Raw genomic sequence first — 24,333 nt, 5'->3', positions numbered from 1 at the left:
CAAAATAAAAAAAGCTGTCCATTCGACAGCTTTTTTTATATCTATTTTTTTTACTTCCTTAATCCTTTAAGAAGCGCATAAATAGCCATTGCGTGTCCGTGACCTAAATCAAAATCCGTTTTTAGCCAGCTAACAATTTCGGTTGCTTTTACTTCAGGTTTTAATTCTCCACTGACTGAAAATCCTTTTTCATCTGAAAGTTTTTTAAAATCATCAGGACCTTTTCCTGTCTTTGTTTTAATATTGGTTAAATAAGCTTGAAATGACATAATTTTGTAGTTTTAAAGGTTATAGTTTATTTCTCGACAATCGTTTTTATGTTCGTTAGACTTTCTTCTACATCAGCTCCAATTATTTTATCCATATCAAAGAAAAGAAGCATAAAATTCTTAGGCCAGTTCATTCCGCTATTATAAATCCAGATAAGCTTTGTTTGATTTCCGGCTAAAGTTTCTGTTTCCATATGCCCATTTGCCGTAAATACATAAGGTGCTAAAAAACGAAGTTCAAAATCGATTCTGTTATTTTCTACTTTTTTTATTTCCCATTCTCCTTTACCAGTCTTATGGTGTTTGCTTTCAAAAGTCAAGACAGAACCCGCAGTTCCGTCAGTACCTGTTATCTCGATTTTTGTAGCAGGATCCAGCAATAGCCATTTACTGTATAATTTTTGATTTCGGTTCAGTTTTATAAAATCAAAAACTTCCGCTTTGGGTTTATGGATGATTATTTCTCTCCTGATAGTATATTTATTTTTAGTAAACATCGCTACTACTAAAGCTATTGAAACTATAGCTACCAATACCGTTATTATTTTTACGAATATCATTTTCATTTTTGTTAAATTGGTTAATTAAAAAAGTCTTTATATTTATTTGTTATTTTGATTTGCGGTGACGCTAAACATCCAGGGGATTCACCAATGGTCTGAAATATAATCTGACTGTTCAGACATTTTTCACAGAACGTCTTTACTTTAGGACAATTACCGCTAAAAGCCAGATGAGAATTTATAGTTGTCATTTTGTTTTACTTTCTCTGTTAATTTTTAATTAAACTAACAAGACAAAGATGCGATTACTTCCAAAAGGCAATACTGTACGTAAATGACAACAATAGGGGGATTTACGTCATTTCTTTCTGCCGCTACGAAAAACAAGCAAAATCGAAGGCCTGCAAAACTAAAAAGTCTAGACTACACTTAGCCTGACAGCTATTCACCTAACAAAAAATCTTAAAAACAACAAATCCGACAACCCCAAAGCCTTGGGATTATCGGATTTACAATACTTATTAGTTATCCTTTATATTTCGGATACATGAAATATGTTTAGCAAAAAAAAGGAAATACTTTTCAGTGATTTCCTTACTTCTTTTTAATATAGTTTTGATTCATTCTTTCTATTTAATTCCTAATCTCGATTTCAGTTTCAGAAATAATAGTCCAATTTTATATGCATCTTCCGCAGACGAATTTCTATCGCTTTTCGGAATTTTGAATATTTCACTTAAATCGTCCAGAGAAAATTGCTTGTCATTAATGTCCATCAATTTTCGGTACATCATATCGATGTCCAGCGCTTCATTTTTCAATCTTCCACAATCCAGACGTTCTAATGCTGCATTCAGCATTTCGATATCAAAATTAATATGATGCCCAACCAGAACTGAGTTTCCTATAAAATTAATCAGAGCTTCTATCGCATCGGGCTCCGGCATCTTCATCATTTTACTTTCGATGATGAACTCATTAGAAAGTCCATTATCCTGCAAAAATTTGTACTGCAGCAAAACAGCTTCAAAATTGTCTTTAATCACAATGCTGTCATCCGTAACCGAAAATGCGCCTAAAGACAAAATAACATCTTTATTCGGATTTAAACCTGAAGTTTCTGTAGATAACACCACAAATCTGTTTGGTTTAACTTCAAATTTCGTTAAGTATTCCTTCCAAAAATCAGGATACTCTTTATTGATATTTTTAATCCAGTCTAGCATACTTATGAGAATTGTGTAAGTTGAAATTTACTCTTAATTAATTCCTCAAGGTCTTTCATTGGGGTTAAGGCATTTTTTAACTTCTCTTTGTCCGTTTTCGACATTTCCCTCAAATTAATATATTGTCCGGAATCGTCATTTTTCAAACCTTCAACAGTTCTAAATTTAGATAAAATCAGAAAAGCTTCTGCACAGCTTAAATAGATCTCCGCATTTTTAGAATCTGTAATCGCTAATTGTTTAAATCTCAAATAAGTATTTTTAATCCCCTTGATATTAGCATTCAGAATTAACAAACGAGCTGAATCAATTAAAGGCATTAATGCACGGGTTTTAATATCAAATTTTGTTTTGTGTGGTCCTTCTTCTTCCACTATGAATTTTTTGAAAAAACTTAACGGAGAATTGCGTTTTAGAGCATCATTCCCTAAGAAATCAAAAAACAAAGTATTGTTTACCGCATTTTTAAAGATCACATTTTCGATCACTTCTTCAATTTTTGGTTCTCCAAAAACAATCTCATAATCAAAGAAAATACTGCTTAAATCATTACTATTTTCACCTGGAGTATTCATCCAGCTGTTGTATTGTTTTGTCCAGTCAGTCAATGACTTACACCAAAGCATATTGCTTCCCATGTGTCCGTTTGGACAAAGTTCGTAACCCACTTTTTCTAAGATTGAAGTTGTTCTTTTAGCCAGTCTTAAAAAGTAATCTTTTACCTCTCTGTATTTGTCCGGTGCTACGTCTTCAAAAATCAGAATACTGTCCTGATCTGTAAGCAGAAGCTGCTCCTTACGCCCTTGACTACCAATACTCAACCATGCAAAACGAGCAGGAGGGGAGCCTAAATCCAGAATAGACAACTCCACAGCACGTTTAATAATAGCCAGATTAATTTCACTTGCAATATTGCTGACATGAGAAATTGGAATATTTTTTTGAATCGAATTCTGAATCAAATCAGACAAACGATCACGGATTTGTTTTAGATCTTTTGGTAATTGAGAACGTTTTACTTCCTTAATCAAAACACCCGGATTACTGGCTTGTGCGACAATTAGATCATGCTCGGAAATAATTCCTTTTACAGCAGATTTACTTGTACCGTCTTTGGTAACACACAAATGAGTAACATTGTGTTTCAACATTAGTAATTGTGCTTCGGCCAAAGAAACATTTTCAATAACCGTAACTACCGGCGAAGACATAATCTTATCAATCGTTTCAGTGATAGGATAGCGGCCCGTAGCAATTTTTGAGGATAAATCGGCATTGGTTACAATACCAATTGGATTGTTTTTTTCGCATATCACAATATTGTCTACCAATGATTCGGTCATCAAAATAGCCACATCTTTGATAATGTGGTTGGATTCAGTTGTTAACGGCGAATTATTGTAAGCCAAAGACTGAATGTATTGCATTTCAGATTGCTGATCTACATAAAAAGCAGTATCAGAAATCAATTTTCCGTTAGAATGTACATTGTCCTTTGCATGTCTAGAATTTACAGCAAAACTCTCCAACAGAAAATTCAAAACATCTGAATTATTTGCTACAAATGGTCTGAAAACTGCAATTGGAATAGCATAGATAATACTTTCTTCACGAGCTTTAGCCGTCATCATATAGTTATTTTTGGCAAAAAACGGACGTAAGCCAAAAATATCTCCTTCATGACATTTGTTTATAATAGTTTCCTCGGCATCAGCAATTGTGGTCAGATTTACAATACCTGAAGCAACAACATAAAAGCTGTCATGAAGCAGGTCATTGTTTTGAAATAATACTGCATGTTTTTCTAAATTGATCACACGAATGTTAGTTGCAATATCTGATAATTCCTGAAAAGTTAAATTATCAAATGGCGGGTATTCTTTTAAAAAATCTGCAATATGCTCAGCAATTGTATTCATACGGTTGATATTTTTTTTAAAGTATCGAATGTAAAAATAAGAAAATTATGTCTTAGAATGAAAGCATCCCATACAGAATATAATTATTTTAAAGAAATCTTAAATATAACCATTTTAAAGCTTTTAAAACAGTTAATTGCAATTTCGAAACTCAATTTAAATTGTTTATTGATATTCATTTGGGAAAGTATCTGTACAGAGTAGCTCTGAGGATCGATTATTTAGCTTTTGAATAATCTTTGTTTAAAACATCGAAAGGATCATGAATTACAGTAGAGCAATTCTTTAAATTTTCTATTTTACATAATATAAATTATAGGTCAATATGTATATGGTAAATAATCACTAATTTATTGGCGTTTAAAGCCTTTGCTGCTTCTTTAATGAATTGCTTTGTTACCAGACTATGATACCCATTAGTAAATATTGTAAGCCTTTGGGAACTAAAATTTCAACATCATGCCAAGCCCCGTTTGCTGAGATTCTCATAAAATATTATTTTGAAAATTATTTTTCAAATACTGCAAAATTGCATCCATAATGTTCAATAAGATTATTTAGCTAAACTTGCAAATTCTATAAAACTTAATTATAGCCTGTGATACGTCCTTTATAAAATATCATGCTTATTTCTGATTGCTGAGATTCTCGTAGAATAGTATTTTTAAAATTATTTTTCAAATACAGCAAAATTATATTCATTAATAATTAACAAGATTCTCAGCTAAACTTGCAAATTCTATAAAACTTAATTTATAGCCTGTGATACGTCCTTTATAAAATATCATGCTTATTTCTGATTGCTGAGATTCTCGTAAAATATTATTTTGAAAATTATTTTCCAAATACAGCAAAATTCAACACATAATGATCGACAAGATTATCAGCGAAACTTTTAAACTTTATAAACTGAATTTACAGCTTGTGATACATCCTTTAAAAAATATTATTTCGTTCATGCATTTTTTGAAGCATTTTGTCAAGTGTAATTATTCGACCGGCATCAATGTCATTTTTAGCTTGTTCAAATTTCGGTTTTTAATTCCAGCATATAAAATTCATCCGGACAAAGAATTTTGGTAATTTCCAGGATTTCATCCAGCGTAAAGTTTTTTGTCTTTAACTTTCTACAAAATGCCCATCTTGAAATTCCAACTTTTTCAATTATGCAATTCTTGTATCATAATGATTTCATGCTTTCTATTTTACATAATATTATTCTCTTCCACTTCATGCTACTCTAAAAAACATTGGTTTACCACTCTCATAAAAGACGTTTCACTTATTTAAAACATACAGAGACTACTATGTGTAAGATCCCGATGCATCGGGACTACTTGGTAAATAGCTCTACTCGTACAACTTGGTCAGAACCGTTTCTTTGGGAACTAAATCGTCACCACCTCTTTTTGAGAATTGTAAAACATCTTCCTTTGCAAATAAAACTGCACCTGCGGAACCGTCTTTACCTTTAATCGTAATTTGAGCTTTTTCGCCAAGCGCGTATACATTACCCGTAACTTCCATAACACCGCTGACAAATTTCTGATTGTCGCTTGTAATCTCAGCCGTTCCAAATATTTTATTATTGGATTGTGCCATATTAATTTTCAGGACATATTCTTTGCTGCAGGTTTTACAATTTTCAGTGCTCCAGGTTCCGGTAAATCGATTGGTTTGCGAATAGGACGCTATAGCAACAATCATTAATAAGAATACGAAAATTTTCTTCATTTTGATTTAAAAGTATTTGTAATTCAATCAGCTTCAAATATAAAACAAAAAAACATTCACCGTAGCGAATGCTTCTGTTTGATTTCAATTTTTAGTCTAAAATCTATTGTTTTAGTTTTGTTTTATCTTTTTCAGGTAAACTGGTTTTCCGTTCAGCGATACGCTAATTTCATTGTTTTTTTCATTGAAAGTAGTTCGCAATGCATTTCCTTTAAAAATGGTTACGTCTCCATAAACTTTTCCAGTTTCATCAGAAACGTATTCAAACAGCAATTTTTTGTTATCCGGCTCAAGTCCGATTTTGTAGCTTGAAAATTTTGAAGTTGTCAAATCAAACTCCTGATGCGTGTCAATAATATTGCCATCTGCATAAAAATTGGTAACGGTTTTGTTTAAAGTAATGTCCGGGTAATATTTGTTTACTTTTTGCAGTAATGCGTACTGCTCTACATTTGCCTCTTCTTTTTTGGACGTAATGGTTTGTGCAAATGAAATTGTGGTAAAAATAAGCGCGAATACTAAAATGTAATTTTTCATAATTTTTGATTTTAAGATTAGTGTTAATAATGCTTTTTTATAGTTCAATTAATGCGTAACCTAATCAAACGTTTTATTAAAAAACGTTTAAATTACACTACAAGATATGAAATCTTTACCTTTGCAAAAAATGAAAAGCAATTTTTTAAGAAAATGACAACAAAAAAATACATTACCCTTATCCTTATTTTAGGTTCTTTAACAGCACTCGGCCCATTTTCAATAGACATGTATCTTCCTGGTTTCTCAGGTATAGCAAAGGATTTGCACACTTCGGTAGCAAAAGTATCCATGAGTTTATCCAGTTATTTTATCGGAATTTCAGCGGGACAATTATTATATGGACCATTATTGGATCGTTTTGGCCGAAAAAAACCTTTGTTTGTAGGTTTGATGGTTTATATTCTGGCTTCTTTGGGATGTATTTATGTAACTAATATTGATTCGTTTATCCTTTTACGATTTGTTCAGGCTATTGGTAGTTGTGCTGCCACAGTGGCTTCTGTAGCGATGGTTCGTGATTTGTTTCCTGTAAAAGACATTCCAAAAGTATTCTCTTTATTGATGCTTGTTGTTGGGCTTTCTCCTATGTTGGCACCAACAATTGGAGGTTATGTTACAGAAGATTATGGCTGGCATACCGTATTTTTTATCCTAATGTGTATGGGAATTGCTATATTAATTGCATCACAAGTTGGTTTACCAAATACTTACAAGCCTGATACTTCAATATCATTAAAGCCAAAACCTATTATTACCAATTTTATCAGCGTTTTTAAAGAGCCACAGTTTTACACTTATGCCTTTACAGGTGCTATCGCTTTTTCGGGCTTATTTTCATACGTTGCGGCCTCACCTATCATTTTTATGGACATTTATCACGTTGATGCCAAGACTTACGGTTGGATTTTTGCTTTTATGTCGTTAAGTTTTATTGGCTCAAGTCAGTTAAACTCAGTGTTATTGAAGAAATATTCTAGTGAACAGATGATTTTTGGAGCATTGATTTCACAGTCTGTTATTAGTATCCTTTTTCTAATTCTAGCTTTAAATGACCTTTTGGGATTGTATCAAACTATCGGAATGTTGTTTTTATTTCTGGCTTGTCTCGGAATTTCGAATCCAAATACTGCAGGACTTACCTTGGCGCCTTTTGCGAAAAATACAGGGAGTGCTTCAGCATTAATGGGGGCTATTCAGTTGGGTATTGGGGCTTTGGCTTCGTTTGCTGTTGGAGTTTTCGTTAAAGATTCTGTAGCTCCAATGGTGGCTATTATGACCAGCACTACTATTACCGCTTTTGTCTTTTTAAATATCAGCAAACGTTCTATCAAGCAAAAAGTTGAATTATCTGCAGAAGACGATATTGCGATTGGTCACTAATAAATAACAAATATACTCTGGGTTGTCATTTCGACCGAAGGGAAAAATCACACAAGAAACTACGCATAGAAAGTCTCCAATCTTTGACGAGTTACTAATGTGATTTTTCCCTTCGGTCGAAATGACAAGATTGTATAAAAAAATGGAATTTGTAATCCCAATGTACTTTCTTTGTTATCGTTTATCCGGCCTGATAATCATTCTCAAAGACTGATCTTTTGCAAAATAAGCAATCATCCAGTTCCAGAAGGTATTCAATCTGTTTCTATAGGTAATCAAAGACATCAAATGAACGAATAACCAGATAAACCAGGCAAAGAATCCTTTAAAATGCCATTTTGGACTTGGTAAATCTACAACAGCTTTATTTTTTCCAATAATTGCCATAGAACCTTTGTCATTGTACATAAATGCTTTTAAAGGTTTATTTTGAACCATTGCTTTAAAGTTTTTGGCTAAATTTAATCCTTGCTGAATAGCCACCTGCGCTACTTGCGGATGTCCGTCTGGGAAATTTTTATCACCGGCTGTGATGGCTGTGTCACCAATAGCGTACACATTAGTCAAACCATTTACTTTATTGTATTCATCTGTCGCCATTCGTTTTCCACGGCCATAGCTTTCTGCTGGGATTCCTTCAAAAATTTTAGCAGAAACTCCGGCTGCCCAAATCAGGTTTTTGGTTTTAATTGTTTCTCCATTTGCAAAATGGACAGTATCATCAACATAGTCAACAACACGTGTTTGAAGTTTTACCACAACACCAAGTTTGGTAAGTGCCTCAAGGGTATCCTCTTGAGAGGCTTTGCTCATAGGCGAGAGGAGTGCGTCTCCCCCATCGACCAAATACACATTACTGGCTGATGTTTCTAATTCGGGATATTCTTTTAACAGAATACTTTTGCGCATTTCGGCAAACATTCCGGATACTTCCACACCTGTCGGGCCTCCTCCTGCTACAACTATAGTTAATAATTTGCGTCGTTTACGCATGTCTTTGGTAATTGCTGCTTTTTCAAGGTTTTTAAGCAGTGCATTACGCATTTCGATCGCGTCGTTTAGCGTTTTCATCGGAATGGCGTTTTTCATTACATTTTCCATTCCAAAATAACTGGTTTCGGCACCGGTTGCAAAAACTAAATGATCGTATGTTAATTCTCCATTACTCAGGATAATTTTATTCTCGGCCGGAACCACTGAAAGCAGTTCTCCTAAACGAAACTCAAGATTCTTTTTACCAGCAAAGAATTTTCTAAACGGATAACTAATACTTGAGGGTTCTAAAAAAGCAGTGGCAACCTGATATATAAGTGGTGGGAAAAAGTTATAATTGTTCTTGTCTACAAGAGTTACCTGTATCTGAGGATGGTTAACAAGCTCTTTTGCAAGATTGATTCCTGCAAAACCACCTCCTATGATGACTATCTTCATATATGCTGTATATTAACTGGGATTATAATGAAATTACCTTATAAATATACGACATAAATTAGCAAAGTTAATCGCCCGGAATATTACTTTTTGAATTTTTTAACAGGTTTTTCGGTCACTTCAACTTTGTTCTGCAAAACATAACTGGCCATCAATTTTTCAATTAATTCGTCTTTAGTCAGATGATGAAAAACGGTCTTTACCTTCGTTTTCAGATCGGATGAAATCTCATGATTGGGCTTTGTTTTGAAAATTTGTTTGGCCCATAAAAGCATATTGTTTTCTTCAAGACTTAAAGCCGACGGCTTTTGGAATTTGGTGAATTTAATTCCTAATTCTGCTTCAAATTCAGGAATTTCTACTACTTCTTCTTCCTGCAAAACCGTTAGTGAAAGCCCCTTTGCTCCTGCCCTTGCCGTTCTTCCGCTTCGGTGAACGTAGTTTTCATAAGTGTCAGGTAAGTGATAATTCACCACATAAGAAATCTCTTTTACATCAATTCCTCTTGCTGCCAAATCTGTAGCCACTAATATATTGATATGTCCTTCACGAAATTGCTCCATGATTCTGTCACGTATTCCTTGTGACAAACTGCCGTGAAGTGCTCCTGAAGAAAAACGATTGATCGCTAAATTCTTTGCCAATTTATTGACTGCTGCTTTGGTTTTACAGAAAATAATACCGCGTTCTCCCTCTTTTGAATTCAGGAAATGCATTAAAACATCCAGTTTTTCAATTGGATCCACTACAATATATTCGTGATCAATTCCCTGATTACCTGCAGTTTCCATATTTGCACTAACCTGAACTACATTTTTATTCAAATAGTTCTGAATCAGTTGTTTGATTGTTCCCGGTAAAGTAGCCGAAAACAATAAAGTACGGTGTTTTTTAGGAAGTTCCGCAACGATCTCGTCCAAGCTTTCCTTAAGTATCGAAACCATTTCATCGGCTTCATCCAGCACTAAATAAGAAGTTTGTTTTAAATCAATCGCTTTGCGCTGAATCAAATCAATTAAACGTCCCGGTGTAGCTACAACTATTTGTGTAGGCTGTGTTAATCGCTCAATTTGTGGTTTTATTGGAATTCCTCCGCAAACTGAAGCAATAGAAATATTTGGAATATGTTTTCCAAAATCCTCTAAATTTCTAAAGATTTGCTGTCCAAGTTCTCTTGTTGGAACTAAGATGACAGCCTGAACAGCAGGAGATTCTGCATCAACTAACTGCAGCAACGGCAATCCGAAAGCTGCGGTTTTACCAGTTCCTGTTTTGGCTAAACCAACTACATCCTGAGTTTCAGCCAGAAGTAATGGAATTGTTTTTTGTTGAATTTCTGTTGGTTCAACAATATTCAATTCGCCTAATGCTTTTAAAATTGGTGCTGAAATTCCTAATGATGAGAATTGTTTAGACATCTTTTTATTTTGTTTATTTTGTTTTTATTGGCTTCAAGTTTCAGGTTGCTTTGATAACTTAAAAATGAATTTCTAGTAATTTGCAAAGGAGAAATCGCAATAGAATGAATTACTCTAAAATGCTATTTCTCCTTTTAAGAATATAATTTTGTTTAGATTCCAAAAAAAACTGAAACCTTAAACCTGAAACAAAATTTTTCTATTCGTCCGGCTCGTTCATGATTTTCTCACGATACTTCTTACCTATTAATAACGTCAGGTTCTTTTTATAATCGTCAAGAAGCCATTCACGGTAGTTTTTACTACACTGGCTCAAACATTTTGCAAAACGTTTGATACGGCATTCTATATCATCATCAAGTTCTTTTCCTAGTGATTTTGCTTCTTGTAGCGTTTCTGTATTGTCCACACACATGGAAGCATGCTGTTCTAATGATTTGTCTAAAACCACTTTTGAACGTAAATTTTGTTTGATAATTAACTTATGTTCTTCATCAACATCAAAAGTTACATCGGCAGTTTTACTGAATTTAGCACGTAATTCCGCAGGCATACTGTATTTAAAATACATTTCAATTTCAGTATCATCACGAAGATTCTCTAAATAAAATTCAGGCGATTTAAAGATATGCTGCCAGTTTACCGGCTCACTCCATAAACCAAAACGTGCGGCGTTATTCCCCAGATCGATTACTGTAAATTCGTCTTTTCCGGGTAATTTACGGGACCCACGACCAATCATCTGATAATAAAGCGTTAATGATTTAGTCGCTCTGTTCAAAATAATCGTTTCAACCGTTGGTTCATCAAAACCTGTTGTTAAGATTCCCACAGAAGTCAGAATCGCATCAGGTGTTTTTTTGAACCATTGTAAAATATCCTTACGCTCTTCTGAGCTGCTGGTATTATCAAGGTGTCTGATGTCATAACCAGCTTCTCTAAATGTTTCATAAACATATAACGAAGTGTGGATACCATTATTAAAAATCAGGGTCTTTTTACCTATTGAACGTTCTGTATAAGCGTGCAGTAATTTTTCCTGCATGATGGTATTCGTATACAAATCATCGGATGATTTTACGGTATAATCTCCGTTAATACCTACTTTAAGAGAGGTTAATCCAACATCATAACTATAGGTTGTTGCACGAGCCAAAAATCCCTTGTCAATCAATGAACTAATGGTATCACCCACAATAAGTTCATTGTAACTTTGGTGCATCGGTAATTTTATATTTGAACTCAAAGGCGTTGCTGTTACTCCAAGAATAAAAGCATTTTTGAATGAGTTTAGTAATTTTCGGAATGAATTGTAATGTGCCTCATCAATAATAACCAAACCAATGTTATCTAAATGTAATTTTTCGTCATTGATACGGTTTTTCAAAGTCTCGACCATGGCCACAAAACAAGAGAAATCGTTTTGGTCCGGTAATTCTTTTACTTTACTGTTAATGATTTTATTAGAAACACCAAACCCTTTTAGCATTTTTGAGGTTTGCTTACAAAGTTCGATACGGTGTGTCAGGACCACTACTTTTTTATCATTATTAGCTAAATAGCGACGAACGATTTCGGAAAAAATCACAGTTTTTCCACCACCAGTAGGCAATTGATATAATAAATGATGTTTCGGAGGAGCGTTGTCTAAACGATCAAAAATGGCATCAATATCGCCTTTTTGATATGCATAAAGTTCTTTTTTCTCTTCTCTTTCTATTTCTAAAGTGTTTTGAGACATTGTTTATTTTTGGATTTTTGCAAAAATACACCGAAAAAACAGTTTTTCACTTTATTTTAACCTAAAATAAATGTTTTTTTTAAATAAGATTTTTTATGAGAATCACTTTATTAGTCGATTTTCTCTAAAATTGCCTCGAAATCGTACCTATTTACCCATTTTTGTTGAAGAGTTTCTTGTTGAATGGTGATGATTCTTTCTTTAAAATCCGGTAAAATTCCATTGGAAATCGAAAAATTCACTGCCTGTTCGAAGGAATTGAAGATGCTTTTACAGAATAATTCCTGTTTAACCGGATTTTGAGACGAATAAGTCTGTGCTATTTCTATATTGTAAAGCATAATATCAGCAACCACAAAAGGATCAACTCCTAACAAAATAAAATGTTTGATGTATTTCTGCGCTACCGAACGTCGCAATTTTGCTTTCGGACGTTTCCTGGCTCCTGCTTTTTTGATTGGAAAATATTCGTGTGAAATCTTTACTTTACATTCCTGCAATAGTTTATCTTCTTTAGAGTTAAAGACAAAATCGTAGTACACTTTTACAGGACTAAACTTTTCATACAATTCAATAATTTGCTCTTCGAGCTGTTCCTTATCTAATTCGGCAAGATATTTTTTTAAATCGCGTTTACTCATTATCAAAGTTTAAGATTACAAAAGTAAATTACTTTCCTGATTGATACTGCAAAAACCAACGATAATACTTAATTTTGCTAGTATTAAACTCAAAAAATAGAATATGCTCAAGATTTTCAAAGTTACTGCAATTTTAGAGGGAATCTCTTATTTAGTATTGTTTACCAATATGCTTTTCATCAAAACCAATAATCCTGAACTTTATCATACCTTATTACGTCCGTTAGGAATGACACATGGTGTTTTATTTATCGGATATGTATTGTTGGCAATTTTACTTAAAAAACCGCAAAACTGGGATTTAAAAACTTTTGCAATTATACAGATAGCGTCACTTATTCCGTTTGGAACTTTTTATATAGAGAAAAAATACCTGGAGAATAATGCCTAGACTTTTGGATAAAATATTCAACTTTTTATACCCTATTTTTAGAGACTGGGGCATGAGCCGTAATATTGCGTCTTATGTGAGTCTGGTCTTTAATATTGCCATTATGGTCATACTGGCTTATGCCATTTATTATTTTGCAAAATTTGTTTTGGTTACGCTAACCGCCATTTTTGCGCAGCGCACCAAAACAAAATTTGACGATTACCTCATTCACAATAAAACCACAAAATACACGGCCTATTTAATTCCGTTTTTCTTTATTTACAAGGCTGTTCCGATCATTCTGGATAAATATGAATACTGGGAAGCTGTTTTTGGAAAAATAGTGGGCGTTTATATTGTTTTGCTGGGATTATGGATTACCCGTACCATTTTTAATGCTTTACGTGATTATTTAAAGCAAAAACCGGAATACAGCGACAAACCAATCGACAGTTTTGTTCAGGTTATTATGATTGTTCTCTGGATTTTTGGAGTTGCCATTATTATTTCGAAGTTATTCGGAATCAAACAAGGCGAATTGCTGACTATTTTAGGAACACTTTCGGCAATTATTATCCTGATTTTCAGAGATACTATTCTCGGGTTTGTTTCGAGCGTTCAGGTCGCGATAAACGATATGGTTCGTATTGGCGACTGGATTACGATGGATAAATTCGGAGCTGATGGTGATGTAATCGAAATTAACCTGACGACAGTTAAGGTTCGAAATTTTGACAACACGATTACCACAATTCCAACCTATGCTTTGAGTTCTGATTCTTTTCAGAACTGGCGCGGTATGCAGAAATCTGACGGTCGACGTATTAAAAGACACGTTTTGATCAAAAGCAGCAGCATTCGTTTTTTGAATGACGAAGATCTGAATCAAATGAAAAAAGTGCAATTGATTTCTTCTTACATCGAGACCAGACAATCCGAAATCGACAAATACAATGAGGTACGCGGAATTGATAAAACGTTGGCACTTAATGGCCGAAACATGACTAATTTAGGATTGTTTCGCAAGTATATCATGCAATATTTGGTGACACATCCCGGTTTAAACAAAGACATGCATATGATGTGCCGTCAACTGCAATCGACTGCGAATGGTGTTCCTTTAGAAATTTATGCTTTTTCGAGCGATAAACGCTGGGCCAATTACGAATATATTATGTCCGATATTTTTGATCACATAATGGCTTCTGTAGAATATTTCGATCTTGAGATATTTGAACTGCCGTCGAAGATTGAGATATTGGAGAGGTAAATTTTTAGTATTCAGTCTCAGTTTTCAGTCGCAGTCTCGGCATAAAACTGAATACTGAGACTGCGACTAAAAACTACTCCTTAACTTTTTCAAAAACAAATTCTGACTTATCATACTCGATGGGTACCTCAGGCATAAAAAGCGGAAGATTAAAATAAATTCCTATTACTCCTTTTCCCAGGAACAGTTTATTGTCTTTTTTTAGCAAGGCTAAAGGAATTCTCTTCCAGCTTCCGCCATTAGAGATAAAATGATAATCACCTCTTAGCGTATCTCCTTTCATATCCCCTCTTACATCCCCGGAATCTTTACCTATTTTATGGTAGAATACTTCATAACGGCCAAAAAACCGCTTGTTGTTTATATGAATGTCTAAGACTGCTGTATCGCCTTTGTGAACCGCGCGATAAACTGCATGTTTGTACTTTTCTTTGTTTTCTTTTGAATTGCAAGAAATTAGAGCAAGAGTGGATAAAGAAGCTAGTATAATTTTTTTGATCATTTTTGAGGTTTTAAAATGCAAATTCATTTCAAACAAAGTTCAGGAGTTTAAAATAATATGAAATTGCATCATTTTTAGTTTAAATAGAAAAAATCGTATCGGATTTTTTTCTAAATTTAAAGAAAAAACATGGAAGCAAGAGACACTTTTTTAAAAGAATTCAGAGGCGAAACTTTAGGAACCATAAGTGCTCAATCTTCTGCGGATGAGTTATTTCAAAATCAAACGATTAGGCCCATTTTAAAACTTCAGAACGATTTATTTGTTGCGGTTTTCATTAACTATGTCAATAAAAACAAAGCTGATTTTTACTCGTATACAGTGGAAAAGAAACTCCAAACCATCGAAAACTCCATTCAAAAAGATATTAAGTTTAGAAATTCTCTAAAAGGAATCGTAATGGCGCTTTTTACCCTTGAAGAATACGAAACTTATATTCAAAACTCCTCCAGTCTCAACAAAAGAATGATGAATTTACTCATCGACCGCTTAAAAAGTCAGGTTCAATTGTTTGAATTAGAGTCGAAGTCAAAATAGAATTTAAATGAAAATAAAATTTGACCTATAAAACAAATCCGACAGGTTTTAAAAACCTGTCGGATTTACGTAAATTACTATTTAAACCCCAAAATAAAAAAGACTAACGGTTAAATAAACTGTTAGTCTTTTTACTTTGCATCCATTAGGACGCAGTTCTCAAAAAAATGTTTTACACTTAATAAAACAAAATCTTGCAAACGACGATTCTATAAGTTTAAAATCGGCCGTAATTGTTGTTGTTTTTATTCCTCAGACAACATTAATTCTTTGATATATTTCACCGGAGCACTTCCAAAACTCAAGAATTTCTCGTGAAACTTCTTCAAATTGAATTTATCTCCTTCTTTCTTTTTAAGTTCTTCTCTTAAATTATAGATTTCGGTGTATCCTGTAAAATAAGAACACAATTGTACTTGTGATAAAGTTACACGTTTCCATTTCCCATCTGCCTCAGCTTGTTGCTGGAAAGCTTCTTTAGTTAATAAATCCAAAGCCGCCTCTTTAGACATGTTTTTAGTATGCACACTAATATCCAAAATGGTATTACAAGTAGCTCTCAAGTTCCATTTGTAGTACATTAACCACATCTCATCAGAGTTTTTATATCCGCTTTCCAACATCATTTTCTCTGCATAAACAGCCCAGCCTTCTACCATAGCGCCATTTCCTAAAATAGATTTAATGATACTTGGCGATTGATTACTGTAAACCAATTGAGTATAATGTCCCGGAACAGCTTCGTGAATGTTTAAAATCTGAAGGATATAATCGTTGTATTCACGCAGGTAGCTTTCTGAATTTTCAGCCGTCCAGCCTGACATGCTTCCCACATTATAATAGGTGTTGGCATTTTTATCATAAGGTCCGGGAGCCGAAATAGAAGCTCCTGCCACTCCTGCCATATAAGCTGGCTCTTTACGAACTACAAGTGGTTTTGAAGGATCGATATACAGTAAATCTTTTGCTTTTACATAAGCCGTTAATTCCGGAATTTGTTTTTCAATTTCAGACTGGAATTTCTCCGGTGTAGTATGCTGTAAAGAGATCTTGTCAATTACTTGCTTGATTAAATCCAGTTTATCAGCAGGTTTTGGTTCGTTTCCTTTGTATTTTTTCCAAAGTTTATCAGCCAAAACAAACATTTTTTCGTGTAAATCTTTCTTATGATCTACAGCAACTTTGAAGATTTCCTCCGCTGTATAGCTTGATTGAATATCAAAATTGAATTTTTTAGCATATAATTCTGAACCAAGTCTGAAAGAACGTGGTGTTTTGTTGTCTAACTTCTTTAACCAATCAGCATAATCTGTAACTGCTTTTTTAGCAACGATTCCTTTATCGAGTATTTGTTTTTTCTCGGCAGCAGTTAATTTACTTTTTTCCAAAGCCGCAGCCAAATCAACGTCAAAAACGGTAGAACCGCCCAAATTTTGTGCTATAGCAAGCTCTGTATGTTCAACTGTTGGATTTTTAATATTCTTTTTGGCTGCTTCATAAAATGCAGGAACATTATTCAATTTAGCATTGAAAGCACGTAAACGAACTTCCAATGAATCGTATTTACCATTTAAGATTTCAGCGAAAGCTCCACAAACATTATATTCAGAAGGATTCCACTGAGAAGATTTTACTTCCTTAATGCTAAAAACAGTAGCTTCCAATTGATTTTTTATCATTTGAAAATCAGTCTTATTGTTATCCGACAAATCTTCAAGTTTAAATTGTTTTAAAGAATCCAATTCAGAATTAACAAAATCAAGTTGTCTTTTTTCCTCAGCAGCATCCGGAACAACCAAAACACTATCTAGTTTATGATAACCAACAGCCGAAGCCCAGCCCGGGTTAATCTTCCATAAATCAGTAACAAAACGATCCTTATAAGCGTCGAATTTTGTATCTAATGCTTTGTCGCTCTCAGACTTCCCATTCTTGTTACAGGAAAAAAGTAGCGTGATTGCAAAAATTGAAACAAACAGTTTTTTCATAAGTTATATTTTTTATGGTTTAAAGATAAAAAAAATGTTCTTTATGCAAAACTATTTGTTATTTGTAATTAATATTTCAATAATTCTAATAAAACATCTTCAAATCGATTTTTAGCTAAAAACTGATCCTCCAATGCTTTGGTAAACGGAATAGGTGAATCTAAACTGGCTACTCTTTTTACAGGAGCATCTAAATATTCAAAGCATTCCTCCATAATTAAGGCCGAAATATCACTCGCAACACCACCAAACAAAGTATCTTCCTGATAAATGATTACTTTTCCTGTCTTTTTAACCGAATTAAAAATAGTTTCGGTATCCAAAGGCTGTAAAGTTCTTAAATCAATTAAATCTGCTTTTATTTCAGCATTTTTATTCAGCGTTTCTAATGCCCAATGAACGGTGGCACCAAAAGCTATAATAGTGATCGAATCTCCTTCTTTTAATAAGGCTGCTTTTCCTAACGGGATAGTGTAATAATCTACAGGAACATCCTGATAAACACTGCGATACAATTGTTTGTGTTCAAAAAACAATACCGGATTCGGATCATTTATAGAAGTATTCAATAATCCTTTTGCATCATAAGGAAAGGCCGGATAAACAACCTTCAGTCCCGGAGTTTTAGTAAACCATGCTTCATTGGTCTGCGAATGAAAGGGTCCTGCCTGAGTTCCTCCACCACAAGGCATTCGTACCACAACATCTGCCTTTTCTCCCCAACGGTAATGTGATTTGGCCAGTAAATTTACAATTGGATTAAAACCTGTAGAAACAAAATCGGCAAACTGCATTTCAACAATAGCTTTACAACCGTTGATTGACAATCCCATTCCCGCAGAAACAACTGCACTCTCACAAATTGGGGTATTTCGTACACGTTCTTTCCCGAACAACTTCACAAATCCATCCGTGATTTTAAAAGCTCCGCCATACTCAGCGATATCCTGCCCCATTATCACCAGATTTTCATGCCGTTCCATCGATTGTTTTAAACTGCTGCTGATGGCATCAATAAATCTAATATTAGTTACATCTGAATTAGCTTTAACTTCTTCATAAATAACTGGTTTATACACATCATTTAATTCACTGCTATAATCCGGAACGATTTCCGGCTCTGCATTTGCCATAGCCCAGTTTTCATCAATTTCCTGTTTAAGGGAACTGTGTAATTGTTCGTCAAATTCAGTGGTCAGAACACCGGTTTCTATTAAATACTTTTTGTAATTTGCTACCGGATCTTTGGCTGCCCATTCGTCCATTAGCTCCTGCGGAACATATTTGGTACCACTCGCTTCTTCATGGCCACGCATTCTGAAAGTCTTAAACTCCAGCAAAACCGGATGTGGATCTTTCTGCATTTCTTCTTTCAGTTGTGCCAGTTTATTATAGATTTCCACTATATTATTTCCATCAATAATATGACTCTCTATACCATAACCTATTCCTTTATCTGCCAGGTTTTCACAAAAATATTGCTCGTTTGTTGGTGTAGATAATCCATAACCGTTGTTTTCAATTACAAACATGACGGGTAATTTCCACACGGCAGCGATATTCAGCGCTTCATGAAAATCACCTTCACTAGTAGCACCTTCACCTGTAAAAACAGCTGTTATTTTATTCTCATTTTTAAGTTTATGTGCCAGTGCAATACCGTCTGCAATTCCAAGTTGCGGACCCAAATGCGAAATCATACCGATAATATTGTATTCCTGAGTACCAAAGTGAAAACTGCGGTCCCTTCCTTTTGTAAAACCGTTTGCTTTTCCTTGCCATTGCGAGAATAAACGATGTAACGGGATATTTCTGCTGGTAAAAACGCCTAGATTTCGGTGCATAGGCAGCACATATTCTGAGTCATCTAAAATAGAGGTAACCCCTACTGCGATGGCCTCCTGCCCTATTCCGGAGAACCATTTGGAAACTTTTCCCTGACGAATTAAGATGAGCATCTTTTCTTCGATTAATCGGGGTTTGAGAGTTTTTTTATATAAGTCTAATAATTGAGTGTCAGTTAGGTTTTGTCTGTAAAAGATCATTAGCGGTTAGTTTTTAGTATTTCAAATATAGAAAAATATAACAATTTTATAGCTTTTTGTTAGAAAATTTTAATTTTAGTATAACTTTTAAAATTGAATTCTAAAATATTCTCTACCTTTGTTACTGAAAGGTTTTACAACGCCTTTTATCTTTAAATAAAAATGTAAAGTATGCAAAACATTCCTAGTGTAGACTTACGTGATTTCCTTTCGGACGACCCGAAACGTAAACAAAAATTTGTAAATGAAATCGGCAGTGCATTTGAAAACATTGGCTTCGTAGCCCTAAAAGGTCACTTTTTAGACGACCAGTTGGTAGACGAGCTTTATAGCGAAATTAGAAAATTTTTCGCTTTGCCAATAGAAACTAAGCATAATTATGAAATTCCCGGTATTGGCGGACAAAGAGGTTATGTCTCTTTTGGAAAAGAACATGCTAAAGGACGCAAAGAGGGAGATTTAAAAGAATTCTGGCATTTTGGCCAGTACGTGGATGCTTCTTCTAAATATGCAGCAGAGTATCCTGAGAACGTAAATGTTACGGAATTACCTCGTTTTAATGTTGTAGGTAAAGAGGCGTATCAAATGCTTGAGAAAACAGGTGTTTATGTATTAAGAGCCTTAGCTTTACATTTAGGTCTGGATGAGTTTTATTTCGATCAGTATGCGAAAGACGGAAACTCTATTTTAAGACCAATCCACTACCCGCCTATCACTACTGAGCCGGAAAATGCAATTCGCGCGGCTGCTCATGGTGATATCAATTTGATTACCTTATTAATGGGTGCTCAGGGTAAAGGATTACAGGTTCAGAATCACGATGGCGAATGGATTGACGCTATTGCTGAAGACGATCAGTTGGTAATTAATGTTGGAGATATGTTGTCAAGACATACAAACAACAAATTAAAATCAACTATTCATCAGGTAGTTAACCCACCAAGAGAATTATGGGGAACCTCTCGTTATTCTATTCCGTTTTTTATGCATCCGGTAAGCGATATGAAGCTGGATTGTTTGGAAAATTGTATTGATGCAGAGAATCCTAAGAAATTCGAAAATATTACAGCTGGAGATTATTTATACGAACGCTTGGTAGATTTAGGTTTAATCAAGAAATAAACCTAAATTAAATTCCAAAATTTAAAAATTCCAAATCCCAAACTCATCATTGGGATTTGGAATTTGATTTTTACATACTATCTTTAATTAGCATTTATTTTTTAGCATAAAAATTATGGACTTACAAGATCAATTAAAAAATTTGTTTCCGGATCATGTCGAATCCAATGAACCTGAAGAGATTCAGGAACAAGATCATGTTCTTTATATCCAAAAGGAACCTATGATTTGCAAATTCGAAAAACGAAAAGGCAAAGCCACCACCATAATCGAAGGTTACGAAGGATCAGACGAAGATTTCAAAGTATTGGCTAAAGAAATCAAAACCAAACTTAGTGTTGGCGGAACTTTTAAAGACGCCTCTATAATTATTCAGGGAGATTATCGGGACAAAATTATGGAAATCCTTAAAACTAAAGGATTCAAAACTAAAAGAGTTGGCGGATGAAATGTTTCAAGTTACAAGTTTCAAGTTAAAGCAACCTGAAACAAAAAAACTTAAAACCTTAGTACCTTAAAGAAACTTAGAACCTTAAAAAAAATGATACAAAATTCAGAATTAATACTTAATCCGGATGGGAGTGTTTACCATTTAAACCTTCGTCCTGAACATATTGCGCACGATATTATTTTCGTAGGAGATCAAAACAGAGTTGAAAAAATCACTCAGTTTTTTGATTCTATTGAATATTCTACACAAAAAAGAGAATTTAAAACCCAAACCGGAATCTATAAAGGAAAAAGAATATCGGTAATGTCAACGGGAATTGGTCCAGACAATATTGATATTGTAATAAACGAACTTGATGCTTTGGTAAACATCGATTTTGAAACCCGTCAGCCAAAAGAAAATCTGACCTCTTTGAATATTATACGAATTGGAACTTCAGGTTCTTTACAAACCGATATTCCTGTAGACAGTTTTGTGATGTCTAAATACGGATTGGGACTTGATAACATGCTTCGTTCTTATCTAATTGACGAAGTTTCGAATGCTGATATCGAAGAGGCTTTCATCAAGCATACAAACTGGGATGCTAAAAAAGGAAAACCTTATGCTATTGCATGTTCTGAAAAACTGGAAAAAATTATCGAATCGGATCAAATGTTTAAAGGAATCACTGCTACAGCCGGAGGTTTTTACGGACCACAGGGACGCGTTTTACGCTTGAACATTCAGGATCAGGAATTAAACAGTAAAATGGATAATTTTAATTTTGACGAGCAAAGAATTACCAACTTAGAAATGGAAACTGCAGCGATATACGGACTTTCTGCTCTTTTAGGGCATAATGCGCTTTCGTTAAATGCAATTATCGCCAATCGTGCTTCGGGAACTTTTAGCGAGGATCCTTATAAAGCGGTTGATGCACTTATTGCGTATACCCTTGATAAACTGGCAGGAAATTAATTCAATACTATAATCCATTCGGAAATTAGATTATTCATGGAAAATGCTATTTTAAAATTTGAAAAATTACTGAAGGATAATTCGGCCTATTTCCCTTCTCTGAAAAGTGAAATTTTAGAGGCTAAAATCCCGGGGAAATGGTCAAAAAAAGAAGTTATCGGACATTTGGTTGATTCAGGGATTCATAATCTGGTTCGTTTTACAGAAATTAATTATCTGGAAAAACCCTATTATCACAGACCTTACAATCAAATGGATCTGGTAAATTTAAATCAGTATCAAAGCATGGACATTAATGATCTTACACAGCTTTGGCTTTCCATAAACCGTCAAATTGTAAGGATCATGAAGAATGTGGATAAAAAAGCTTTGAATTATGAGATCATTTTAAGCGATGCCTCTGTAATTGATTTAAAGTTTCTAATGACTGATTATGTAGAACATTTAGAACATCATATTAATCAAATAAGATCCTAAAATTATGTTTTTAAGAGTTGCCCGACATACCGATAATATTGAAAAAATAGCTAATTTTTATATCAATGTCCTTGGTTTTGAACTCTTGGGCAGCTTTGAGAAACATAAAGATTACGATGGTGTATTTCTTGGAATGCCACAATCCGACTGGCATTTTGAATTTACACAATCAAAAGTAAAAGCAAATCATACATTTGATGAAGATGATGTAATTGTACTTTATCCAAAGTCAATTATTGACTACAACGAATTGATAGACAGAATTGAACGCAACAATATCTCAATCTTAACTGCAACCAATCCTTTCTGGAATGAGAACGGAAAGATGTTTTTAGATCCTGACGGTTATCGCATTGTGATATCGCCTTTGAAAGCAGTGATCGATGAGATTAATTAATAGAGGTTGCAATAAATATAAAATGAAATAATGGCAGAAACGCATAAAAAAATCCTGTTCAAATACTACAGCACTTACCTGGAAGAAATAGTATCGGAAACCATGTGGGCAGAAATTTTAGATTCAGAGAAAGGTCTTTTTAAATTGGATAACATTCCCTTTTTCGGTCCTTTGATTGCTACTGATGATACCTTTAGGGCAGAATATGATGAAAATGAAAAGTGTTTCATTCACAAAGAAACCATAGAACATTCAGGAAACTCGATCGTACAGGTTCTTATTCTTGAAAAAGAATTTGATAAAGAAATTATACGCGAAAAATTAAAAGCAATCAATTGTTTGTCAGAAGCATTAAATGATACCTTTCTTGCAGTCGAAATTGCAAAAAACACCGATTATTCGATTGTAAAAAACTTATTATCAGAATACGAAGCAAATGCTGTGATTGAATTTGCCGAACCTTGTTTATCAGACAAACACAGAACTGATTTATTAAAAAATTAATGCCCCAATAAACTTAGAATACTCTTAACCAACTTAAACTAAACTTAGAATGAAAACTGTAAAAATTGTAGGTGTTCCTGAGCACTTCAATTTACCATGGCAAATGTGCATTGAAAATGGTGAATTTGAAGCCGAAAATATTGATTTACAATGGAAAGACATTCCGGAAGGAACCGGCAAAATGTGTCAGATGCTTCGCAATGATGAAGCTGACATTGCCGTTATTCTGACGGAAGGTATTCTGAAAGATATTGCAGCAGGAAATCCAAGTAAAATTGTTCAGATCTACGTACAATCACCTTTGATCTGGGGGATTCATGTTGCTGCAAAATCAACTTTTGAGACCGTAAAAGATCTTAAAGATAAAAAAGCAGCCATTTCACGATTGGGTTCAGGATCTCAGTTGATGGCTTATGTCAATGCACATGAGCAAGGATGGAAAACCGATAATTTACAGTTTGAAATCATAAATACAATTGACGGCGCTGTTGAAGCATTGACTAACGGAACTGCCCATTATTTTATGTGGGAGCATTTTATGACCAAGCCACTGGTTGATAAAGGTATTTTCAGAAGAGTTGGTGACTGCCCTACTCCATGGCCATCGTTTGTAATTGCCGTCAGAGACGAGTTTTTGAAAAAGAACCCTAAAATAGTCGAGAAGATATTGGAGATAATCAATAGAACAACTGAGGATTTTGCTCAGATTCCAAATATTGACAAAACTCTGGCAGGCCTTTTCAATCAAAAACAAGAAGACATTCAGGAGTGGCTAAAATTAACCCAATGGTCTCAGAAGCAACTGACTGAGAAAGCTTTTATCAAAATTCAAAATCAGTTATTTGATCTGGGAATTATTGAGAAAAAAAGTACTTTTGTTGAAACCGTAAAAGCGCTGTAAAAAC

At 34.2% G+C, this 24,333-nt stretch carries 24 protein-coding genes; 11 read left to right on the top strand and 13 right to left on the bottom strand.

Annotation, left to right across the window (positions count from 1 at the left end):
* Nucleotides 1–50: 50 nt before the first annotated feature.
* The 6 genes from OLM58_RS18540 to OLM58_RS18515 all read right to left on the bottom strand — a co-directional run bounded on the left by OLM58_RS18540 (nt 51) and on the right by OLM58_RS18515 (nt 6,188).
* Nucleotides 51–269, bottom strand: coding sequence for a DUF4287 domain-containing protein (locus tag OLM58_RS18540; protein ID WP_070908068.1), 219 nt, complete (start codon nt 267–269; stop codon nt 51–53).
* Between the two features lie 26 nt (nt 270–295).
* The gene (locus OLM58_RS18535) at nt 296–835 is read right to left on the bottom strand and encodes an SRPBCC family protein (protein ID WP_264530081.1); all 540 of its coding nucleotides are present in this window, start codon (nt 833–835) and stop codon (nt 296–298) included.
* A 566-nt stretch (nt 836–1,401) separates the two neighbouring features.
* Entirely contained in the window at nt 1,402–1,998 is a 597-nt protein-coding gene (locus tag OLM58_RS18530; RefSeq protein WP_017497471.1) for a PolC-type DNA polymerase III, read from the bottom strand.
* 2 nt (nt 1,999–2,000) lie between these two features.
* The gene (locus OLM58_RS18525; protein ID WP_264530080.1) at nt 2,001–3,917 is read right to left on the bottom strand and encodes a DUF294 nucleotidyltransferase-like domain-containing protein; all 1,917 of its coding nucleotides are present in this window, start codon (nt 3,915–3,917) and stop codon (nt 2,001–2,003) included.
* Between the two features lie 1,350 nt (nt 3,918–5,267).
* Entirely contained in the window at nt 5,268–5,651 is a 384-nt protein-coding gene (locus tag OLM58_RS18520; RefSeq protein WP_264530079.1) for a hypothetical protein, read from the bottom strand.
* Between the two features lie 111 nt (nt 5,652–5,762).
* Nucleotides 5,763–6,188 carry a hypothetical protein gene (locus OLM58_RS18515; protein ID WP_017497466.1) on the bottom strand — a complete coding sequence of 142 codons (426 nt, stop codon included), beginning with the start codon at nt 6,186–6,188 and terminating at the stop codon, nt 5,763–5,765.
* Nucleotides 6,189–6,341: 153 nt separating this feature from the next.
* Here OLM58_RS18515 and OLM58_RS18510 point away from each other — a divergent pair, with 153 nt between their 5' ends.
* On the top strand, nt 6,342–7,571 hold the full coding sequence (locus tag OLM58_RS18510; protein ID WP_264530078.1) for a multidrug effflux MFS transporter: 1,230 nt from the start codon (nt 6,342–6,344) through the stop codon (nt 7,569–7,571).
* Between the two features lie 174 nt (nt 7,572–7,745).
* Here the strand turns inward: OLM58_RS18510 and OLM58_RS18505 are convergent, their stop codons facing one another.
* From OLM58_RS18505 to OLM58_RS18490, 4 genes are all read right to left on the bottom strand, one after another.
* Complete coding sequence (locus OLM58_RS18505) at nt 7,746–9,002, bottom strand: NAD(P)/FAD-dependent oxidoreductase (RefSeq protein WP_264530077.1); 1,257 nt, start codon at nt 9,000–9,002, stop codon at nt 7,746–7,748.
* Between the two features lie 83 nt (nt 9,003–9,085).
* On the bottom strand, nt 9,086–10,420 hold the full coding sequence (locus tag OLM58_RS18500; RefSeq protein WP_264530076.1) for a DEAD/DEAH box helicase: 1,335 nt from the start codon (nt 10,418–10,420) through the stop codon (nt 9,086–9,088).
* A 199-nt stretch (nt 10,421–10,619) separates the two neighbouring features.
* A complete protein-coding gene (locus OLM58_RS18495) occupies nt 10,620–12,161 on the bottom strand; it encodes a DEAD/DEAH box helicase (protein WP_264530075.1) in 1,542 nt (513 codons plus the stop codon).
* 110 nt (nt 12,162–12,271) lie between these two features.
* Nucleotides 12,272–12,802 carry a DUF6155 family protein gene (locus tag OLM58_RS18490; protein WP_264530074.1) on the bottom strand — a complete coding sequence of 177 codons (531 nt, stop codon included), beginning with the start codon at nt 12,800–12,802 and terminating at the stop codon, nt 12,272–12,274.
* Nucleotides 12,803–12,905: 103 nt separating this feature from the next.
* On the opposite strand from OLM58_RS18490, the gene OLM58_RS18485 reads away from it, so the two are divergent.
* On the top strand, nt 12,906–13,193 hold the full coding sequence (locus OLM58_RS18485) for a DUF3817 domain-containing protein (RefSeq protein ID WP_017498293.1): 288 nt from the start codon (nt 12,906–12,908) through the stop codon (nt 13,191–13,193).
* On the top strand, nt 13,186–14,445 hold the full coding sequence (locus OLM58_RS18480; protein ID WP_264530073.1) for a mechanosensitive ion channel family protein: 1,260 nt from the start codon (nt 13,186–13,188) through the stop codon (nt 14,443–14,445). The genes OLM58_RS18485 and OLM58_RS18480 overlap by 8 nt, the downstream gene beginning before the upstream one ends.
* Nucleotides 14,446–14,518: 73 nt before the next feature.
* Here OLM58_RS18480 and OLM58_RS18475 read toward each other — a convergent pair whose 3' ends face one another.
* Entirely contained in the window at nt 14,519–14,947 is a 429-nt protein-coding gene (locus tag OLM58_RS18475; RefSeq protein WP_264530072.1) for a hypothetical protein, read from the bottom strand.
* Nucleotides 14,948–15,076: 129 nt separating this feature from the next.
* Here OLM58_RS18475 and OLM58_RS18470 point away from each other — a divergent pair, with 129 nt between their 5' ends.
* Nucleotides 15,077–15,484 carry a hypothetical protein gene (locus tag OLM58_RS18470; RefSeq protein WP_017498289.1) on the top strand — a complete coding sequence of 136 codons (408 nt, stop codon included), beginning with the start codon at nt 15,077–15,079 and terminating at the stop codon, nt 15,482–15,484.
* Nucleotides 15,485–15,729: 245 nt separating this feature from the next.
* Here the strand turns inward: OLM58_RS18470 and OLM58_RS18465 are convergent, their stop codons facing one another.
* Together OLM58_RS18465 and OLM58_RS18460 are read right to left on the bottom strand one after the other, a co-directional pair.
* Nucleotides 15,730–17,472, bottom strand: coding sequence for a DUF885 domain-containing protein (locus OLM58_RS18465; RefSeq protein WP_264530071.1), 1,743 nt, complete (start codon nt 17,470–17,472; stop codon nt 15,730–15,732).
* A 68-nt stretch (nt 17,473–17,540) separates the two neighbouring features.
* On the bottom strand, nt 17,541–19,517 hold the full coding sequence (locus tag OLM58_RS18460; RefSeq protein WP_264530070.1) for a dehydrogenase E1 component subunit alpha/beta: 1,977 nt from the start codon (nt 19,515–19,517) through the stop codon (nt 17,541–17,543).
* A 171-nt stretch (nt 19,518–19,688) separates the two neighbouring features.
* On the opposite strand from OLM58_RS18460, the gene OLM58_RS18455 reads away from it, so the two are divergent.
* The 7 genes from OLM58_RS18455 to OLM58_RS18425 all read left to right on the top strand — a co-directional run bounded on the left by OLM58_RS18455 (nt 19,689) and on the right by OLM58_RS18425 (nt 24,329).
* Entirely contained in the window at nt 19,689–20,639 is a 951-nt protein-coding gene (locus OLM58_RS18455) for an isopenicillin N synthase family dioxygenase (RefSeq protein WP_264530069.1), read from the top strand.
* A gap of 115 nt (nt 20,640–20,754) precedes the next feature.
* Nucleotides 20,755–21,087: a translation initiation factor gene (locus tag OLM58_RS18450; RefSeq protein ID WP_264530068.1), complete on the top strand. Its 333-nt coding sequence runs from the start codon at nt 20,755–20,757 to the stop codon at nt 21,085–21,087.
* Nucleotides 21,088–21,180: 93 nt separating this feature from the next.
* Nucleotides 21,181–22,050, top strand: coding sequence for a nucleoside phosphorylase (locus tag OLM58_RS18445; protein WP_264530067.1), 870 nt, complete (start codon nt 21,181–21,183; stop codon nt 22,048–22,050).
* A gap of 36 nt (nt 22,051–22,086) precedes the next feature.
* A complete protein-coding gene (locus OLM58_RS18440; RefSeq protein ID WP_264530066.1) occupies nt 22,087–22,527 on the top strand; it encodes a DinB family protein in 441 nt (146 codons plus the stop codon).
* Between the two features lie 4 nt (nt 22,528–22,531).
* On the top strand, nt 22,532–22,924 hold the full coding sequence (locus OLM58_RS18435; protein WP_017498282.1) for a VOC family protein: 393 nt from the start codon (nt 22,532–22,534) through the stop codon (nt 22,922–22,924).
* Nucleotides 22,925–22,954: 30 nt separating this feature from the next.
* Entirely contained in the window at nt 22,955–23,428 is a 474-nt protein-coding gene (locus tag OLM58_RS18430) for a DUF4265 domain-containing protein (RefSeq protein WP_264530065.1), read from the top strand.
* 49 nt (nt 23,429–23,477) lie between these two features.
* Nucleotides 23,478–24,329, top strand: a complete 852-nt coding sequence (locus OLM58_RS18425; protein WP_264530064.1) for a substrate-binding domain-containing protein — start codon at nt 23,478–23,480, stop codon at nt 24,327–24,329.
* Nucleotides 24,330–24,333 lie beyond the last annotated feature (4 nt).

This window comes from Flavobacterium sp. N502540 (genome assembly GCF_025947365.1).
Lineage (GTDB): Bacteria > Bacteroidota > Bacteroidia > Flavobacteriales > Flavobacteriaceae > Flavobacterium.
Note: the sequence above shows the minus strand (reverse complement) of the source record. Positions and strands in the feature narration are given on the sequence as shown.

What these genes read in the sequence shown, in the direction of transcription:
- OLM58_RS18540 (WP_070908068.1), bottom strand. Translation starts at nt 269, where the DNA reads ATGTCATTTCAAGCTTATTTAACCAATATTAAAACAAAGACAGGAAAA.
- OLM58_RS18535 (WP_264530081.1), bottom strand. Translation starts at nt 835, where the DNA reads ATGAAAATGATATTCGTAAAAATAATAACGGTATTGGTAGCTATAGTT.
- OLM58_RS18530 (WP_017497471.1), bottom strand. Translation starts at nt 1,998, where the DNA reads ATGCTAGACTGGATTAAAAATATCAATAAAGAGTATCCTGATTTTTGG.
- OLM58_RS18525 (WP_264530080.1), bottom strand. Translation starts at nt 3,917, where the DNA reads ATGAATACAATTGCTGAGCATATTGCAGATTTTTTAAAAGAATACCCG.
- OLM58_RS18520 (WP_264530079.1), bottom strand. Translation starts at nt 5,651, where the DNA reads ATGAAGAAAATTTTCGTATTCTTATTAATGATTGTTGCTATAGCGTCC.
- OLM58_RS18515 (WP_017497466.1), bottom strand. Translation starts at nt 6,188, where the DNA reads ATGAAAAATTACATTTTAGTATTCGCGCTTATTTTTACCACAATTTCA.
- OLM58_RS18510 (WP_264530078.1), top strand. Translation starts at nt 6,342, where the DNA reads ATGACAACAAAAAAATACATTACCCTTATCCTTATTTTAGGTTCTTTA.
- OLM58_RS18505 (WP_264530077.1), bottom strand. Translation starts at nt 9,002, where the DNA reads ATGAAGATAGTCATCATAGGAGGTGGTTTTGCAGGAATCAATCTTGCA.
- OLM58_RS18500 (WP_264530076.1), bottom strand. Translation starts at nt 10,420, where the DNA reads ATGTCTAAACAATTCTCATCATTAGGAATTTCAGCACCAATTTTAAAA.
- OLM58_RS18495 (WP_264530075.1), bottom strand. Translation starts at nt 12,161, where the DNA reads ATGTCTCAAAACACTTTAGAAATAGAAAGAGAAGAGAAAAAAGAACTT.
- OLM58_RS18490 (WP_264530074.1), bottom strand. Translation starts at nt 12,802, where the DNA reads ATGAGTAAACGCGATTTAAAAAAATATCTTGCCGAATTAGATAAGGAA.
- OLM58_RS18485 (WP_017498293.1), top strand. Translation starts at nt 12,906, where the DNA reads ATGCTCAAGATTTTCAAAGTTACTGCAATTTTAGAGGGAATCTCTTAT.
- OLM58_RS18480 (WP_264530073.1), top strand. Translation starts at nt 13,186, where the DNA reads ATGCCTAGACTTTTGGATAAAATATTCAACTTTTTATACCCTATTTTT.
- OLM58_RS18475 (WP_264530072.1), bottom strand. Translation starts at nt 14,947, where the DNA reads ATGATCAAAAAAATTATACTAGCTTCTTTATCCACTCTTGCTCTAATT.
- OLM58_RS18470 (WP_017498289.1), top strand. Translation starts at nt 15,077, where the DNA reads ATGGAAGCAAGAGACACTTTTTTAAAAGAATTCAGAGGCGAAACTTTA.
- OLM58_RS18465 (WP_264530071.1), bottom strand. Translation starts at nt 17,472, where the DNA reads ATGAAAAAACTGTTTGTTTCAATTTTTGCAATCACGCTACTTTTTTCC.
- OLM58_RS18460 (WP_264530070.1), bottom strand. Translation starts at nt 19,517, where the DNA reads ATGATCTTTTACAGACAAAACCTAACTGACACTCAATTATTAGACTTA.
- OLM58_RS18455 (WP_264530069.1), top strand. Translation starts at nt 19,689, where the DNA reads ATGCAAAACATTCCTAGTGTAGACTTACGTGATTTCCTTTCGGACGAC.
- OLM58_RS18450 (WP_264530068.1), top strand. Translation starts at nt 20,755, where the DNA reads ATGGACTTACAAGATCAATTAAAAAATTTGTTTCCGGATCATGTCGAA.
- OLM58_RS18445 (WP_264530067.1), top strand. Translation starts at nt 21,181, where the DNA reads ATGATACAAAATTCAGAATTAATACTTAATCCGGATGGGAGTGTTTAC.
- OLM58_RS18440 (WP_264530066.1), top strand. Translation starts at nt 22,087, where the DNA reads ATGGAAAATGCTATTTTAAAATTTGAAAAATTACTGAAGGATAATTCG.
- OLM58_RS18435 (WP_017498282.1), top strand. Translation starts at nt 22,532, where the DNA reads ATGTTTTTAAGAGTTGCCCGACATACCGATAATATTGAAAAAATAGCT.
- OLM58_RS18430 (WP_264530065.1), top strand. Translation starts at nt 22,955, where the DNA reads ATGGCAGAAACGCATAAAAAAATCCTGTTCAAATACTACAGCACTTAC.
- OLM58_RS18425 (WP_264530064.1), top strand. Translation starts at nt 23,478, where the DNA reads ATGAAAACTGTAAAAATTGTAGGTGTTCCTGAGCACTTCAATTTACCA.